13 protein-coding genes are annotated in these 15281 nt (G+C 55.2%); 10 read left to right on the forward strand and 3 right to left on the reverse strand.

Annotated elements, in window-relative coordinates; all coding sequences use genetic code 11:
* Positions 1 to 262: 262 nt before the first annotated feature.
* Positions 263 to 2497 carry an APC family permease gene (locus AC6IZD_RS03735; protein WP_497786340.1) on the reverse strand — a complete coding sequence of 745 codons (2235 nt, stop codon included), beginning with the start codon at positions 2495 to 2497 and terminating at the stop codon, positions 263 to 265.
* Between the two features lie 187 nt (positions 2498 to 2684).
* On the opposite strand from AC6IZD_RS03735, the gene AC6IZD_RS03740 reads away from it, so the two are divergent.
* Together AC6IZD_RS03740 and AC6IZD_RS03745 are read left to right on the forward strand one after the other, a co-directional pair.
* On the forward strand, positions 2685 to 3809 hold the full coding sequence (locus tag AC6IZD_RS03740; RefSeq protein WP_497786341.1) for a sensor histidine kinase: 1125 nt from the start codon (positions 2685 to 2687) through the stop codon (positions 3807 to 3809).
* The gene (locus AC6IZD_RS03745; protein ID WP_497786342.1) at positions 3806 to 4501 is read left to right on the forward strand and encodes a response regulator transcription factor; all 696 of its coding nucleotides are present in this window, start codon (positions 3806 to 3808) and stop codon (positions 4499 to 4501) included. Before AC6IZD_RS03740 ends, AC6IZD_RS03745 begins: the two co-directional genes overlap by 4 nt.
* 269 nt (positions 4502 to 4770) lie before the next feature.
* Here AC6IZD_RS03745 and AC6IZD_RS03750 read toward each other — a convergent pair whose 3' ends face one another.
* The gene (locus AC6IZD_RS03750) at positions 4771 to 5325 is read right to left on the reverse strand and encodes a metallophosphoesterase family protein (RefSeq protein WP_497786343.1); all 555 of its coding nucleotides are present in this window, start codon (positions 5323 to 5325) and stop codon (positions 4771 to 4773) included.
* Between the two features lie 380 nt (positions 5326 to 5705).
* Between AC6IZD_RS03750 and AC6IZD_RS03755 the strand changes: the two genes are divergently transcribed.
* On the forward strand, positions 5706 to 6356 hold the full coding sequence (locus tag AC6IZD_RS03755; RefSeq protein WP_497786344.1) for an energy transducer TonB: 651 nt from the start codon (positions 5706 to 5708) through the stop codon (positions 6354 to 6356).
* Positions 6357 to 6608: 252 nt separating this feature from the next.
* Here the strand turns inward: AC6IZD_RS03755 and AC6IZD_RS03760 are convergent, their stop codons facing one another.
* Complete coding sequence (locus AC6IZD_RS03760; RefSeq protein WP_497786345.1) at positions 6609 to 8075, reverse strand: sensor histidine kinase; 1467 nt, start codon at positions 8073 to 8075, stop codon at positions 6609 to 6611.
* A gap of 30 nt (positions 8076 to 8105) precedes the next feature.
* Between AC6IZD_RS03760 and AC6IZD_RS03765 the strand changes: the two genes are divergently transcribed.
* The 7 genes from AC6IZD_RS03765 (at position 8106) to kdpC (ending at position 15207) form a co-directional block, all read left to right on the forward strand.
* A complete protein-coding gene (locus tag AC6IZD_RS03765) occupies positions 8106 to 9230 on the forward strand; it encodes a universal stress protein (RefSeq protein ID WP_497786346.1) in 1125 nt (374 codons plus the stop codon).
* A 64-nt stretch (positions 9231 to 9294) separates the two neighbouring features.
* Positions 9295 to 9999: a response regulator transcription factor gene (locus tag AC6IZD_RS03770; protein ID WP_497786347.1), complete on the forward strand. Its 705-nt coding sequence runs from the start codon at positions 9295 to 9297 to the stop codon at positions 9997 to 9999.
* Positions 10000 to 10224: 225 nt separating this feature from the next.
* On the forward strand, positions 10225 to 10458 hold the full coding sequence (locus tag AC6IZD_RS03775) for a hypothetical protein (protein WP_497786348.1): 234 nt from the start codon (positions 10225 to 10227) through the stop codon (positions 10456 to 10458).
* A 146-nt stretch (positions 10459 to 10604) separates the two neighbouring features.
* A complete protein-coding gene (gene kdpF, locus AC6IZD_RS03780; protein WP_497786349.1) occupies positions 10605 to 10694 on the forward strand; it encodes a K(+)-transporting ATPase subunit F in 90 nt (29 codons plus the stop codon).
* 1 nt (position 10695) lies between these two features.
* Positions 10696 to 12498: a potassium-transporting ATPase subunit KdpA gene (kdpA, locus tag AC6IZD_RS03785; protein ID WP_497786350.1), complete on the forward strand. Its 1803-nt coding sequence runs from the start codon at positions 10696 to 10698 to the stop codon at positions 12496 to 12498.
* A gap of 10 nt (positions 12499 to 12508) precedes the next feature.
* Positions 12509 to 14599: a potassium-transporting ATPase subunit KdpB gene (gene kdpB, locus AC6IZD_RS03790; protein WP_497786351.1), complete on the forward strand. Its 2091-nt coding sequence runs from the start codon at positions 12509 to 12511 to the stop codon at positions 14597 to 14599.
* 11 nt (positions 14600 to 14610) lie between these two features.
* A complete protein-coding gene (gene kdpC, locus AC6IZD_RS03795) occupies positions 14611 to 15207 on the forward strand; it encodes a potassium-transporting ATPase subunit KdpC (protein ID WP_497786352.1) in 597 nt (198 codons plus the stop codon).
* Positions 15208 to 15281: the final 74 nt, after the last annotated feature.

Genomic DNA, 15281 nt, shown 5'->3' on the forward strand with positions numbered 1-15281 from the left:
AAGCACTGCCTTCAGAACTGAGGCAGCCAATCTCATGACCAAAACGGGAATGCCTCAAGTCATGCTTATCAAACGAGATAGTGCTGGTTGGAGGCTTATCAAAATCTGTGTGACTCGGTCGCATTCCCAAATTGAAACTGTCAAGCTCGAGAGAGTTTTCAAGGGAAGCCCGGTCTTCTCGCGTGTGCTCGAACCTAGGGTGTCGTGGATAGCACGATCACAGAATGGCACATTTCAGCACACGGATGAGTTGCTATTGGGTTCAACCCTCCGGTCCATCATCGAGCAGTGAGTTGATTGCCTTCTCCCGCTCAGATGATTGCAACTTCTGCTCCAGATCGCGCAGTGCGAGTGCCACCACATGGTAGTGGTGCACCGCCGCATACTGCGGGTCTTCCGTCACCTGCAGCCACAAGCGATGCAGAAGGTCGACGTCTTGTGGGCGCAGGTTTGGCATGTGCGCGCCAAGGTAATACGTGTTCGACTCTCCATCGGGCATTACGATTTCCATCGACACGGAAGGTCTTGGTTCCGGCAGGCGCTCCCAGGCGTCGCCGGTCAGCTTCCCCTGTTCATCAGAGGTAAGGCGCCCCGAGAGGCCGCACACAATGCTCGAGGACTCCAGCGCCTGCGCTGTAAGCATGATGGTGTCGAAGACATTTGTTCCGGCGGCGACCATCAGGGATACTGTCTTTCCTTCCTTCTCTGCGACTTTCACCACTGCGCTGAACAGTTCCTGCTCATAGCGATGGAATATCTCGTCAGTTTCCATGGTTGTGGTTCCGCTGAACGAGTGTTCGCGATGGTAGAGCCGCGCGGTCATCACCACGACGTCCTGCCGAGAGGTGTTGGTTGTTCGCAGCACCTTCCGAAGATAGTGCAGGTTGCGCGGGTCACGAATACCCACGAGAATGTTTCCGGGGCGCACCTGCAGAGCTTGGGCGCTGAGTCCGTCGCTGCTGTATACGCGAAATTGTTCGACCTGCTCGCCTGTTTCTCCCATCCTCACTTTGTGTTGCTGTGTCAGGCGCTCCGAGACGGTGAAGACAGCAAAGAACACCGCGCTGAAGACAATACCTGCGGCGGTAGCGGCGGGCTTAGAGAAGAGGTTCGCCAACGCCGTGAGGAACAGGATGGCTGTGATGATTCCGAGCCCGACGGGAACTTCCCTGTCGCCGACCATGATGTTTCCCGGAACGCGCCACTCTCGCTTCTCCGGGTGAGTGTAGCGCAGCACGAGCACAGCGAGTCCGTTCAGCGAAAAGCTCCAGATGACTCCGAATGCATACAGCCCAGCAAGGACGAAAACATTTCCACGGCTTAGGACGATGGTGACGATCTGCAACGCGGCGATCAGGTTGATGATGCGGTAGCTGGTGCCGTAGCGACGGTGCGGGGCGCGGAACCAGTTTGGCATCACACCGTCCTCGCTAATACGGTTGAGCACGCCGTTGCTGCCCACAATGGCCGTATTCACGGCACCGGAGAGGATCATCACGCCAACCAACACCACGAATCCCTGGAAGAACAATCGCAGCGAGTACGGTCCAACCATGTACATGGCCAGCCCGCTTATCAGGTTCCCGAAGTACTCCGGCCGAACCTGATCGGGGATGATCATCACCGCGAAGAACGAGATGAGTGCAGTGAAAAGCAAGCTGTAGATGAAGATGACCATGCCCGCGCGCTCAAGGTTTTTGAGCTTGGGACTTTCGATTTCGCGGTTCACTTGCGCCAGCGATTCCTCGCCGCTCATGGCGAGCACGGAGTGTCCGAAGCCAAGTAATACGATGACGAACGTGAGCTGCGAAAGCCAGGTGCCGTGCAGCCAGCCAAAGAACTCATGGTCGAGATGCATGTTGGCGGGCTTTGGCGTCGGAGGCAGGTGGACACCAACGTGGGCGAGTGTGATGCAGCACCAGCCAATGAGTATAACGACCATCACGGTCGTGATCCCCATGATCCACAGGGCCTTGCTGCTGGACTCGTGCATGCCCTGAGTGTTCTTCCACCAGAAGTAGAGTGTGACCAAGACGGCAAAAGCGGCGGCGAACGTGTTTCCGGGCAGATGAATTGGGTGCTTCAGGTGTGTGCTGAGGTCTTCGACAAATCCTGAAAGGTAGAGTCCGGCTGAAACCGCACTGATCGGCCCGGTTAGCACGTAGTCGAACAGCAGCGCCGAGACCGAAAGCTTGGCCAGCGTGCCGCCCATCGCCTCCTTCACCACACGGTAAACGCCGCCGCGCACAAACATCGCGCTGGACTCGATGTAGACGGCGCGAACCGCATAGCTGAACAGCATGACGGCAAGAACGAACCAGGGCGCACTCTTGCCAATAACCTTTTCCGTGTCGCCGCCGACGTAGTATGCGGAGGAGGCGAGGTCGGAAAGCACGATAGCAGCCGCGCGCCAGAAGGAAATGAAGGAGAGCATCACCGTGGTAGCCACAAACACGGGCACGACGGGTCGGGAGACGGCGGTACTTCTGGAAGCCATGCATCTATGTTGTGCGAAGCCTGCTGAGGTGGCGTAAAGGACAAGGAAAGAAGTTGTAAAGAAGTCATAAAGAGGTCACAAATCGAGGAGGTCCGTTACTTCTTGTGCCGGACGGAACACGCCGCGTAGGGTGTAAGTCGCACAACGCGCTTGTGATTCTTACAACACGACGTATGATGGTGAGCGCATGGCCAGCATTGAAAATCAATGGCGGTTGCTACTGTCATACGTGGTGTCGAGCCTTGGACTAGCGCTGACGAGCGCACTGCTGGTTGCACTTCGATCGCATGCCAGCCTGACCACAGTTGCGCTGGTGTACGTGCTGGTTGTGATGGGTACTGCGCTTGTCTCCGGCAGCGGACCCGCATTGGTAATTGCTGTACTGGCCACACTCGCTCTGAACTACTTCTTTATCCCTCCTATCTACACGTGGGTCATCCACGGCTCGTCGAACTGGGTTGCGTTCACAGTTTTTGTCATCACCGCGATCATGGTCGGGCAACTTTCGTCGCGAGAAAAACGCACGGCGGAGCAGGCAGAAGCACGGCGCGTGGAAATCGAGCGGCTCTACGACGAGTTGCAGAGAGCTTTCAAGGAAGCGAGCCAGGCAGAGGCATTGCGTAATAGCGAAAAGCTCAAGAGCGCGCTACTGGAAGCCGTCACACACGACCTGCGCACTCCGCTTACGGCCATCAAAGCATCGGCCACCACGCTACTCGGTGGCAGCACGCTGAACGACGAGGGGAAGCGCGAACTACTGCAGGTGATTGACGAAGAAGCGGACCGCCTCAACCACTTCGTGGAAGAGATGATGGAACTGGCGCAGATCGAGGGAGGTCAACTCTCATTGCATCGCGCCTCGGTGCCGACGCTGGACGTAGTGAACGCTGCACTCGATCGCTGCAGCCTGTTGCTGCAAAACCGTCGAGTTGAAATCGCTCTGCCTCAGAATGTGCCCGCGCTGAGGGTTGACGCGGCGTCGATTGCGGCAGTGCTGGTTCAGTTACTCGATAATGCGGCAAAGTACTCGCCACCTGAGTCAGCGATAAGGATTGCGGCCGAGGTCGCAGGCGACGGAACCACTCAGCTCTCGGTCGAAGACCGTGGCCCGGGAATCTCTCAGAATCTACGCGAACGGGTGTTCGAGAAGTTCTTCCGCGGTTCGAAAGTGCGGTCAAGAGGCTTTGGAATGGGATTAGCGATCGCCAAAGGGATCGTGGAAGCACATGGCGGGCGCATATGGATGGAGCCAGCGCCCGCAGGCGGCAGCGTGTTCAAGTTCACGGTACCATCACAACAAAGCGAACCATGATTACCGAGAAGCCAACGCGGGTGCTGGTAGTGGACGACGAACCGCAGATCCTGCGTGTGTTGCGACGTGCACTGGAAAGTCATGGGTTCGAAGTGGTGACCGCCGCTGAAGCCATGACTGCACTTGAAATTCTGCGCACGTCCAGCGTTCAGATTGTGATCACCGATTTGCGCATGCCCGATATGGATGGCGTGCAATTGTGCCGCGAGATCCGCAAGACCTCTTCGATTCCGCTGATCATTATCTCGGTGAAGGGTGAGGAAGCGACCAAGGTGATGGCGCTCGATGCCGGCGCAGACGACTATGTGACGAAGCCGTTCGGAATCGACGAACTGATGGCGCGCTTGCGTGCGCTATCTCGTCGCGCGGTTCCCGCGTCAAACGCGCCGGTGCTTGAGGTTGGAGATTTCCGCATCGACCTCGCCCAGCACAGAATTTTTCTGCGAGGCGAGGAGCTGCGCTTGACACCGAAGGAATACGACCTGCTCGTCTACTTCATCGGCAATCACAGCAAGGTACTCACCCATCGCACGTTGCTGAGCGCCGTCTGGGGCGCGAGCAGTTCGGAACAATCTGAGTATCTGAGAGTGTTTGTCGGACTGCTTCGCAAGAAAATCGAGCGCGACGCGCGAAATCCTCAATACATCGTTACCGAGCCGTGGATCGGGTATCGTTTTAATCCCGCGCCGTAGGCGTGCATATTAACATTGATTTTGACCCAAGTTTATCCAAGGCGATTCTCGCGTCGCCTGGTTTGTGAAAGCCCTGTGCCGTCTCGTCTATTGTTCGTCAGATGGATTAGCATCGGGCGGGAGTCCCTTTCCCGAGGCCTGGGAGCCTGGTGGCAGAGTCAGTGTCACTTGCACAGTAGGATTTCCCCGGGAGTCCAAAATCTCAAGGGCCTGTACGTTCTTTATGCTCGTCATAGCGTCTCACTTTCGGTTCATTACGGAGTTTTCACCTACACAGATCCATTGCGTAAAATGTTTGCGAGATCTCTCTTCACTTCGACAGGAAAAGAGAGCGCCTCGATTTGCATTACTGTGTGCTCGACCGGATACGAGTATTGCTTCAGTTCGAATCGGCCATCTTCAAACACCGCATAGCAGGCGTTAGATTTGCCGGTCTTCGGCTGGCTGAGACTTCCTGGGTTCAAGATTGTTTTCTTTCCAACCTTGCGAATGAAGGGTGTGTGCGTGTGTCCAATGAGCAAGAAGTCCGCATCGACACTCTCCAGTTCCTTTGACCACAGCTCAGAGCTTTCTGGGCAATACCCGTTGGATGGAATGGCATGACACAGATAGAAGCGCTTTCCTGCTCGCTCAAACTCCAACGATAACGGAAGAGAGCGCAAGTACGATTTGGCGTTTTCATCCAAGGCTCGGATTGAAAACTGCATTGTGCTGTCAGCCATCTCTTTGTAGCGGGGAGTGCAGCGAGGGTCGACATCAAATCCGACAGCATGATCATGATTGCCTTGAACTATGTTATTTGCGTGAGTTCGGACAGAGTTCACTACATCTACTGGTGACGGTCCTCTGGCTTGCTCAGTCCTGAGCTAGCTGCCGGAATTTGTCGGGTCAAAATACCAGGTGATGAATTGCTCGATCGCAAACTTGTAGTTTCTCCTCGAATGAGGACGCTAAGGCTATTGAGTACCGCAGATTTAGCCTGATCCAGATCTGGAAGCTTCAAAACGATGTTGTGGCAGGGTGGCCGTTGGTTCCTTTTGCGCATATGAGCGGCCTCCACGCCGCTGGCATGCACAAAATAGACCGTGCCAAGAAGTCTGGCTCGCAAAACGTGTAGCCGATTTCGCGACAGTTAGCCTTGCATCTCAGAATGGTTCGCGCGAATATGCTGTAACCTTTGTTGGTACGGAGCGTCTTAAACAGAATGCTGACTCCACTCCAACCCGCAGGCTCGTCACAGACGAGGCTAACGTTCGCAATCTCTCTGTGCTTGCACTTGGCAATTTTCGGTATGCTGCTTTATCGTCCTGAGCCAAAGCTGCTCCGGTCGTCGCAGGCGTTGAAAGGTGCGGGCGGGCGAGGCAGCATGAGCGTGGTCTATATGCCAGGACCCAGCGTTGCCCTGGTGGCTAAGGCTGAGCGAAAACCGGAGGAGGAGCGCAAGCATGCTAGCCTGATGCCACGGCCCGCTCCCCGTAAAGCGGCGCCTCAACGGGTAGAACTCGCGGCTTCAACCGACCAGAATCTGAAACCCGGAATGCCAGGTTATGTGCTGGGCGGGCTCGACTGGGGATTCGCCGAACAGCATGACGTCCGCATTGCGTTGCCCGTAGTTGCGCCTGACCCGCCCATCGCCCGCGGCAAGCTGCCCAACTGGATCAATGGCGACGTCATCGTCGAAGTGACAATTGATGAGCAGGGTTCTGTGGTCAAAACCAAGTTGCTCCAAGCGGTTGGTTTTGGCCTGGACGATATTGTGGTCGCGACGCTGCGGGGCTGGCGCTATACTCCCGCCAAGGTAGATGGTATAGCCGTGGCCTCGCTGCAGGACGTGCACTTCCACTTTCCGGCCTAGCATTACGGGATCTGCAAAGGACTGTGAGACGGAAGCGATTTACCTCTTATTATTGAGATTCGCGGTGCGGATTGCTTCCGGGTTGCCGACCATCCGAACACCATTGGGAGGCCCTGCGAGTTCGTGGCTCCTAGGGCGTTTATCGGTACCGGTCGGACCAAGTAGACGTTTGTAACGCGCTGAATGAGCGACTTGCACTGTTCGATGGGCCGCCAAGCTAAAGCGACAATGATGGTGTCTACGATTAGCGGTTCAAGATAACGGCAGCGAGAAGTAAAACACTGAGCCTTGTCCTAACTGACTGGTCACGCCAATGCTGCCTCCGTGCGCCTCAACAATTGCTTTTGAGATCGGCAGGCCCATACCGGTACCCGGCACGATAGACCGCTCCTTCTGGCCGCGATAGAACTTTTCAAAGATGAGTGGCTGTTCAAAGCTATCAATTCCGGGACCGTGATCCGCCACGCTGGTTGTGATCTGGCCGTCGTCGACTTCGCACATAATGTGAATGGCGGTGTGCGGGGGAGAGTACTTCGCGGCGTTCGTGACAAAATGCTGCAGTACTTCAGCAATGCGCACCACGTCCATATTCACGATAGGAAGATTTGGCGCTAGCTTCACGTTTATTGGACGGCCTTCGAGCACTTGGCTGCAGCGCTCTAGCGCAACGTCTACGGCTTCACCAATGTCGTGCGGAGCAATGTGAAGTGCTACCTTCCCTGCATCGAGTTGCGCCATTTCAGTGGCTTCGCCGACCAGTCGATCAATGCGATCACTGCCTTCTTCAATGATGGTCAAAAGCTCATGCTGCTGCTCCGAATCGAGCTCAGGGTTTGTAAGTAGCGTCGTCACTGAGCCCTTGATGCCCGTGAGTGGAGTCCGAAATTCGTGCGTCACTGAGTCCAGAAGCGCGGTGCGAAGCCGCTCATTTTCCCTGGCAGCTTCGCTTTTATTGAGGCTTTCTGCTGCCCTCACATGCTCGATCGCGATTGCGATCAGGTTAGACATGTTATCCAGAGTTTCGCGTGAGAAATTCTGCCCAACGACCGCGAGTACGCCGAGGGGGCGCACCCCCACTCGCAACAATACAAAATGCAGTTCGCGTTCCGGGGCAGCTATGGGGGAGCCCTTGCTTAAGACGTCCTTCAACTCATCAGATCCAGCCACGTTTTGAACGGACAGATCAGAGTAATAGACCTTCTCGCTACGGGATACGAACATAGCGGCGCCGGTGATGTCGAAATTCTCTACTATATGGCGCGGGATGGCATTCAGTAGCTCAAGAATATTCTCTGTGGAGAGCAATTGTTGGCTGAAGGAATAGAGTTGCTCAAGCTCACGACGCCGCCTATCTGCGACCAGGACCGCGGAGCGCGCGCGTTCTGAGAGGTGACTAGCGATGAGTGCGGTTGTTAGGAACGCGAATAGTGCGATCCAGTTTTGTGGATCGGCAATAGTAAAAGTTCCGACCGGTGGGAAAAAGAAGTAGTTGAAAGCGAGGGTAGAGATGATGGAGGTAAACACTGCATACATCAACCCCCAGAGTGCGGAAATCACTAGCACGGACAAGAGGAACGTCGTCGATACCGTAGCCGCCGTAACGTTCAGCATCTTGGCATAGACCGCCGTTATCGCAGCCACAATAGCTGCGCACGCCACAAAGCGGAAAACAAATAGGCGAATGCTTTTCACGGCACAAGATTGTAGCCGATTAGACAAGTAATCTCCCGTCTGATACACAATAGGCGCATGACGAAGACGCCTGACCAGTGGCTGGAAGAAACAACGCCCCGCCCGCACGGTGAAGCCGTGTTCAAGCTCTTCCTGGGGTATGCACCCGGAGTGGGAAAGACTTACAGCATGCTGAGCGAGGCTATTCGCCGCCACAGTCGCGGAGAGGACGTCATGATCGGTGTGATTGAGACGCATGGCCGCACAGCAGTTGCTGAGCTTGCGAAGCAACTGGAGGCGATTCCACGCCGCACTCTGGACTATAAGGGAGCCGTCTTTGAGGAGATGGATGTCGAGGCGATTATTGGGCACCGGCCAAGTGTTGTTTTGGTCGATGAACTTGCACACACTAATGTGGAAGGCAGCAAGCACCGGAAGCGCTATGAGGATGTCATGGACATTCTGGCGTCCGGAATTGATGTGCTCTCAACAATGAACGTTCAGCACATTGAAAGCGTAACGCCCACGATTCTCAAGCTAACGGGAGTGCAGGTGCGAGAGACGGTGCCGGACTGGATCATGCAACGGGTCAATGAGATCGTGATGGCCGACCTCACGCCCGAGGCACTTAAGCACCGCATGGAACGTGGAGACATTTACCCCGTCGAACGCGCGGAACGCGCGCTAGGGAACTTTTTCCGAACAGGCAATCTCATCGCTCTGCGAGAGCTGGCTTTACGTCAGGTAGCCAATGTCGTAGATCGGAGTCTTGAGTCGTTCTTACGGGAACAGAACATTGAGCAGGCTGCTCCGGTTCAGGAGCGAATTGCCGTAGCGATCAGTTCCAATCCAGCCGCCCAGTATTTGATTGCTCGAGCTTCGCGAATGGCAAATGCGATCGGTGGGGAGTTCTACGTCGTTTACGTCGATACTGGCGTTGATGACAATGCTGAGAATCGCAGGTCACTATCGCAGAACATTCAATTCGCAGAGAACCTGAAAGCAAACGTCGTGATGCTGAAGGGCAAAGGTGTTGCCGAAGTCATGGTTGAATTTGTTCGCGACAAGCACATCACTCAAATGGTGTTTGGCCATTCGGCCACTACCGGTTGGCGCAGATATTTGTATATGTCGGCAATCCACAGATTTCTTCGGGATGCGCCTACGATTGATGTTCATATCGTGAAGCAGGAAGCGAAATGAACTGACTCTTCAGGTATTTAGAGCTTATTTAGGAAACACTCGCTAGAATTCTTGGAACGAACCGATGCCGAGTACAGAAGATGTACGACAAATTCTAGTGGTTGACGATGACGCACAGATTCGTCGTCTGCTCAGCGCCTCTCTGTCAGCGCAAGGATACGCGATCCGCTGTGCACCCGACGGTGTTCAGGCGCTTGAGATGATGCAGGAATGGCATCCTGATATGGTCATCACAGACCTGCTGATGCCTCAAATGAGCGGCGCCGAGCTTTGCCGGCGCGTTCGGGCGATATCGGAGATTCCGATCATCGTGCTCTCAGTCCGCGAACAGGAGAAGGATAAGATCGAGGCGCTAGACGCCGGCGCGGACGATTACGTCACGAAGCCTTTCCACTCGAATGAGCTGCTGGCGCGTGTGCGGGCACAACTTCGCAGGGCTCCCCAGCAGTCGAAATCAGGGAACGAATGTATTGAGATAGGAGATTTTCGGATCGATCCGGAAAGCCACAGTGTTCTAGTACGCGGTCAGGCTGTCCGTCTCACACCGAAGGAATTCGATCTGCTGCTTTACTTAGCTCGTCATCCAGGAAAAGTTGTTACGCATAGAAAGTTGCTTGCGGCCGTATGGGGCGATACCAGCATGGAGCAGCCTCAATACTTGCATGTGTTCGTAGGCCACCTACGCAAGAAGCTGGAACGGGTCACCGATCCCACGCAATACATCATTACCGAACCTTGGGTTGGATATCGCTTCAACCCCGGTGAGTGATCCTTCCCTGAAGGTTTCTGCATTTGCCGGTTTGCTCTTTCCTCGCTTCACTCAAAGCATGTCGTTGATCCTCCCGTAATGCTTGCGCCGTTGCCCTTTGTCACGGACCCGCCGCACCTTTAGGAACTCTTTAGCGACCTTTTAGTTTGGCTTTATCGACCCTGTTATCGAATAGGAGTGACGGGCCGGAGAGCGAGTTCCTAGCGCTGGGCTCTGGAGGTACGTATGACAACAGTACTGGTGATGAGCGCCATATCCGTGATTGCGGTTGCGTTCTTCTGCCGCTTCTTTGTCGCGCTTTGCGGAGAAAAGGCAAAAGAACGTTGCGCGATCACACGGCTGAGTACCCGGAAGCATGATTGTGCGGGTGCCGAGACTGCCGCGAGCGGACAGCGCTGGGTAGAGTCCCCGCTTGATTATGAGTCGGAGATGAAACAGGCGAGGCGGAGCTGGATTTAGGGAAGGGCATGTCCCATGAACTATCGGGACGGGAATGTGTGTGGAGTATTTATGAATGACCTTGTGTTTGTCGCAACTACCATCGCGTTCTTTCTCGTCGCTCTCGCGTATGTGCATTTCTGTGATCGTGTGAAGTGAGGAACTCAATGACTGTGGAATCCATGACTGTGTTTGTGATCAGCGTTCTGCTGTTGGTCTATCTGACCTACGCAATGCTGCGACCGGAGAAATTCTGACATGACCGCGAATGGCTGGCTTCAAATTGCGTTCTTTTTTCTGATCGTACTCGCGATAACAAAGCCGCTCGGCGTCTTCATGTCCCGAGTATTCAATCGCGAACGAACGTTTATGGATCCGGTGCTGCGGCCGATTGAGCATCTGATTTACAGGCTCACCGCAGTGGATGAGCACCGCGAAATGGCCTGGAAGGAATATGCCGCCTCCATGCTCATCTTCAGCGGTGTATCCATGCTTCTACTGTACGGACTCGAGCGCCTGCAGGGGTACTTGCCGCTCAACCCACAGAAATTTGGTGCCGTCACTCCACCAGCGCTGGCATTCAACACTGCCGCTTCGTTCACGACCAACACTAATTGGCAGAACTACAGCGGCGAAACGACGATGAGCTATCTGACGCAGATGGCCGGCCTTGCTTACCACAATTTCATGTCCGCGGCTGTGGGCATTGTGCTGGCGATTGCATTCATTCGTGGCATCGCGCGGCGCGAGAAAGATACCATCGGAAACTTCTGGGTTGATACAGTGCGCTGCACACTTTGGATACTGCTCCCAATGTGCATTCTTGGTGCCTTGGTTCTGGTGTGGCAGGGAGTTCCTCAGAATCTGAAGCCTTACGACACAGTGAACCTGATAGAGCCGATGCACGTTCCCAAGGTGGAAGCCGATGGTAGGCCGGTGCTCGGACCTGACGGTAAGCAGATCATTGACACGATTACGACACAAACGATCGCGCAAGGTCCTGTGGCGTCGCAAGAGATCATCAAGGAACTCGGTACCAATGGCGGTGGATTCTTCAACGCAAACAGCGCCCATCCTTACGAGAATCCGACACCGCTCAGCAATTTGTTCGAACTCGTCTGTATTTTCGCGCTCGGATCGGGCTTGACTTACACGCTTGGCCGCATGACCGGATCACAACGCCATGGGTGGGCGGTGTGGGCCACGATGTCAGCGCTCTTCTTCGCTGGCGTGATTGTCGCGTACAGAGCGGAGGCCCAGGGAAATGCGTTGTTTCCAGCGGCAGTTAACCAGCATGCCACCGCCTTGCAGTCCGGCGGCAACATGGAAGGCAAGGAAGTGCGCTTCGGCATCGCCAACACCGCGTTGTGGGCAACAGTAACTACCGACGCGAGTTGCGGCGCTATCAATGGCTGGCATGACTCCTTTACTCCAATCGGTGGCATGGTTCCGCTCGTCAACATGATGCTGAGCGAGGTCATCTTCGGCGGAGTTGGCGCGGGGATGTATGGGATCCTGGTTTACGTAATTCTCGCCGTCTTCATTGCAGGCCTGATGGTTGGCCGCACCCCGGAGTATCTGGGCAAGAAGATAGAAGCTTATGACGTAAAAATGGCAATGTTGGTGACACTTGTGTTTCCGCTGACCATTCTCACATTCGCCGCGATTTCGACCATCAGTGGGTTCGGTACTTCCAGCATTCTTAATGCCGGTCCACACGGATTGAGTGAGGTTCTGTACTCATTCACATCGCAAGCTGCAAATAATGGTTCTGCCTTCGCGGGACTTACAACGAACACGCCCTGGTACAACATCTCCGGCGCGTTCACGATGTTGATTGGCCGCTTCCTCATGATTGTTCCTATGCTCGCGATTGCGGGCAACTTGGCGAGCAAGAAAGCTGTGCCGCCTTCGCTTGGTACCTTCCCCGTAACGACTCCGTTGTTTAGTACGCTGCTGCTGGGCACGATCGTCATCGTCGGTGCGCTGACGTTCTTTCCCGCGATGAGTTTGGGACCAGTGCTTGAGCATTTGCAGATGGCAGCAGGAAAGATGTTCTGAGGTATAGCGCATGATAACGAATGTGAAGGAACGCCTACTTCCCACGGTCGAACCGGTGCCTGAACCTTCTCGGCCGAAGGCACGTTCCAAAGCCGTTTGGGATTGGAAGATAGTTCGGCGCGCTCTTTATGACTCCTTGCTTAAGCTGAACCCGCGGCACATGATGGGCAATCCCGTCATGTGCGTTGTCGAGGTTGCCAGTGTAATCACGACAGTCCTGCTGCTCAAGGGCGGAACAGGCTTCAAGTTCAATCTCCAGATCACGCTTTGGCTGTGGTTCACCGTGCTGTTCGCAAACTTCGCAGAAGCAATGGCAGAGGGCCGCGGCAAAGCGCAGGCGGATTCGTTGCGGAAGGCTCGTGCCGAAACATTGGCCAATCGCCTGCTCCCAGACGGGCGGACAGAGACGGTTCCCGGCTCAAAGCTGCGAGCAGGAGACGTTGTGATTGTCACCTCGGGAGAGTTCATCCCCGGTGATGGGGAGGTGATTGAGGGCGTCGCATCGGTAGACGAGTCGGCCATCACTGGCGAGTCGGCACCAGTGATCCGTGAGTCAGGTGGCGATCGCTCAGCCGTGACGGGCGGTACGCGCGTGCTGTCGGATAAAATAAAGGTAAAGGTCAGCTCAAATCCTGGCGAAACATTTCTGGATCGCATGATTGCTCTTGTTGAGGGAGCCGAGCGTCAGAAAACGCCGAACGAGATTGCGCTCAACATTCTTCTGGCTGGCCTGACCATCATCTTCCTGCTAGCAGTAGTTACGCTGCAGCCATTCGCAATCTATTCAGGCTCGCCACAAACAGTGTTCGTGCTCGTGTCACTCTTGGTCTGCCTAATTCCGACAACCATTGGCGGTCTTCTCTCGGCTATTGGAATTGCAGGCATGGACCGCCTTATTCAGCACAATGTGCTAGCAATGTCTGGCCGTGCAGTCGAAGCCGCGGGTGACGTGAACACGCTTCTGTTGGACAAGACCGGCACCATTACTCTTGGTAACCGGCAGGCCGTCAACTTTTCTCCTGCGCCGGGCGTCACGAGTGAAGAACTGGCCAGTGCAGCTCAACTTTCCTCTCTCCCGGATGAAACGCCTGAGGGACGCTCGATCGTGATATTGGCGAAGGAGAAGTACGGCCTTCGGGGCCGCCATTTCAGCGAGCACGAGATTCAGTTCGTGCCCTTTACCGCTCAGACTCGCATGTCAGGCGTAAGCGTGAACGGCTTCCAAATCCGCAAGGGAGCTGCTGACGCAATCGAGCGATACCTACAGGAAAGCGGCTGGGCAGTTCCAGACGAGGTGCGCACGCAAGTAGAGCAAATAGCTCGTCGTGGTGGAACACCGTTACTTGTCGCGGAAAAGAACCGCGGTGCGCTCGGCGTTATCGAACTGAAGGACATCGTGAAAGGCGGCATTAGGGAGCGATTTGCGCAACTTCGAGCGATGGGCATCAAGACCGTTATGATCACGGGCGATAATCCCCTGACTGCTGCGTCAATTGCCCGTGAAGCGGGAGTAGATGATTTCCTCGCTCAAGCTACTCCCAAGGACAAAATGGACTTGATTCGCAAGGAGCAATCGGAGGGGAAACTCGTGGCAATGACTGGCGACGGCACGAACGACGCTCCTGCGCTCGCGCAGGCTGACGTAGGCGTCGCGATGAACACCGGCACTCAGGCCGCAAAAGAGGCGGGCAACATGGTGGACCTGGACTCCAACCCCACCAAGCTGATTGAAGTCGTCGAAATCGGCAAGCAGCTTCTGATGACGCGCGGCTCGCTAACTACATTCTCAATCGCGAACGACGTTGCCAAGTACTTCGCCATCATCCCGGCAATGTTCGCGTCGACCTTCCCAGTGCTGAATTCGTTGAACATTATGCGCCTGAGGACTCCGGAATCAGCAATTCTTTCCGCCGTGATCTTCAATGCATTGATCATCATCTTGCTGATCCCGCTGGCCCTGCGTGGCATCAAGTATCGTCCCATGGGTGCTGCTGCGGTCCTTCGGCGCAACCTGATGATCTACGGTTTTGGCGGAATCATCGTTCCATTCATCGGGATCAAGTTGATCGATATGTTTATCACCAGCATCGGCCTCGCATAGTGGAGACGTATATGAAGAGGACTCTCATCACCGCAGTCCTAATGACGCTTGTGACAACGGTGATTCTTGGACTAGCTTATCCACTCGTCGTCACGGTGCTGGCACAAACGTTCTTCCACGACAAGGCCAACGGCCAGTTGCTGTTGCGAGATGGGAAGGTTATCGGCTCGCGAATCATCGCGCAACCTTTCACCGCGCCCGAATACTTTCATCCGCGCGCGTCGGCCGCGGGTAGCAATGGTTATGACGCTGCAAGCTCGGGCGGGACGAACCTAGGGCCGACGAACCAAAAGTTGATCGATCGCGTGAAACAGGACGTTGCAACCGCCCAAGCTGAGAATCCTGGACAACCGATGCCGGTGGACATGGTCACAACTTCGGCATCCGGACTGGATCCTGACATCAGCCCGGCGAGTGCCGGATTCCAACTCCCTCGTGTTGCGCACGAGCGGCGCATGACAGAAGCCGAGGTCCGTGCTCTCGTCCAGCAGCACACAGAACAACGCCAATTTGGTTTCCTGGGTGAACGCAGAGTCAACGTCCTCGAACTGAACCTCGAACTCGATCGAGTTCACCCGGTCGCGACTCTTCATCGCCCATCCGACTAACTCCTTCGCGCAAATTCGGTAATCAACTGTAGCGGGCGTTATGGATAAGTATCTCGCTTCCGGAATCAAAGCAG

The sequence above is a fragment of the Koromonas humicola genome (assembly GCF_059726255.1).

What these genes read in the sequence shown, in the direction of transcription:
- AC6IZD_RS03740 (WP_497786341.1), top strand. Translation starts at nt 2,685, where the DNA reads ATGGCCAGCATTGAAAATCAATGGCGGTTGCTACTGTCATACGTGGTG.
- kdpF (WP_497786349.1), top strand. Translation starts at nt 10,605, where the DNA reads ATGACTGTGGAATCCATGACTGTGTTTGTGATCAGCGTTCTGCTGTTG.
- AC6IZD_RS03735 (WP_497786340.1), bottom strand. Translation starts at nt 2,497, where the DNA reads ATGGCTTCCAGAAGTACCGCCGTCTCCCGACCCGTCGTGCCCGTGTTT.
- kdpA (WP_497786350.1), top strand. Translation starts at nt 10,696, where the DNA reads ATGACCGCGAATGGCTGGCTTCAAATTGCGTTCTTTTTTCTGATCGTA.
- AC6IZD_RS03770 (WP_497786347.1), top strand. Translation starts at nt 9,295, where the DNA reads ATGCCGAGTACAGAAGATGTACGACAAATTCTAGTGGTTGACGATGAC.
- AC6IZD_RS03755 (WP_497786344.1), top strand. Translation starts at nt 5,706, where the DNA reads ATGCTGACTCCACTCCAACCCGCAGGCTCGTCACAGACGAGGCTAACG.
- AC6IZD_RS03745 (WP_497786342.1), top strand. Translation starts at nt 3,806, where the DNA reads ATGATTACCGAGAAGCCAACGCGGGTGCTGGTAGTGGACGACGAACCG.
- kdpC (WP_497786352.1), top strand. Translation starts at nt 14,611, where the DNA reads ATGAAGAGGACTCTCATCACCGCAGTCCTAATGACGCTTGTGACAACG.
- AC6IZD_RS03775 (WP_497786348.1), top strand. Translation starts at nt 10,225, where the DNA reads ATGACAACAGTACTGGTGATGAGCGCCATATCCGTGATTGCGGTTGCG.
- kdpB (WP_497786351.1), top strand. Translation starts at nt 12,509, where the DNA reads ATGATAACGAATGTGAAGGAACGCCTACTTCCCACGGTCGAACCGGTG.
- AC6IZD_RS03765 (WP_497786346.1), top strand. Translation starts at nt 8,106, where the DNA reads ATGACGAAGACGCCTGACCAGTGGCTGGAAGAAACAACGCCCCGCCCG.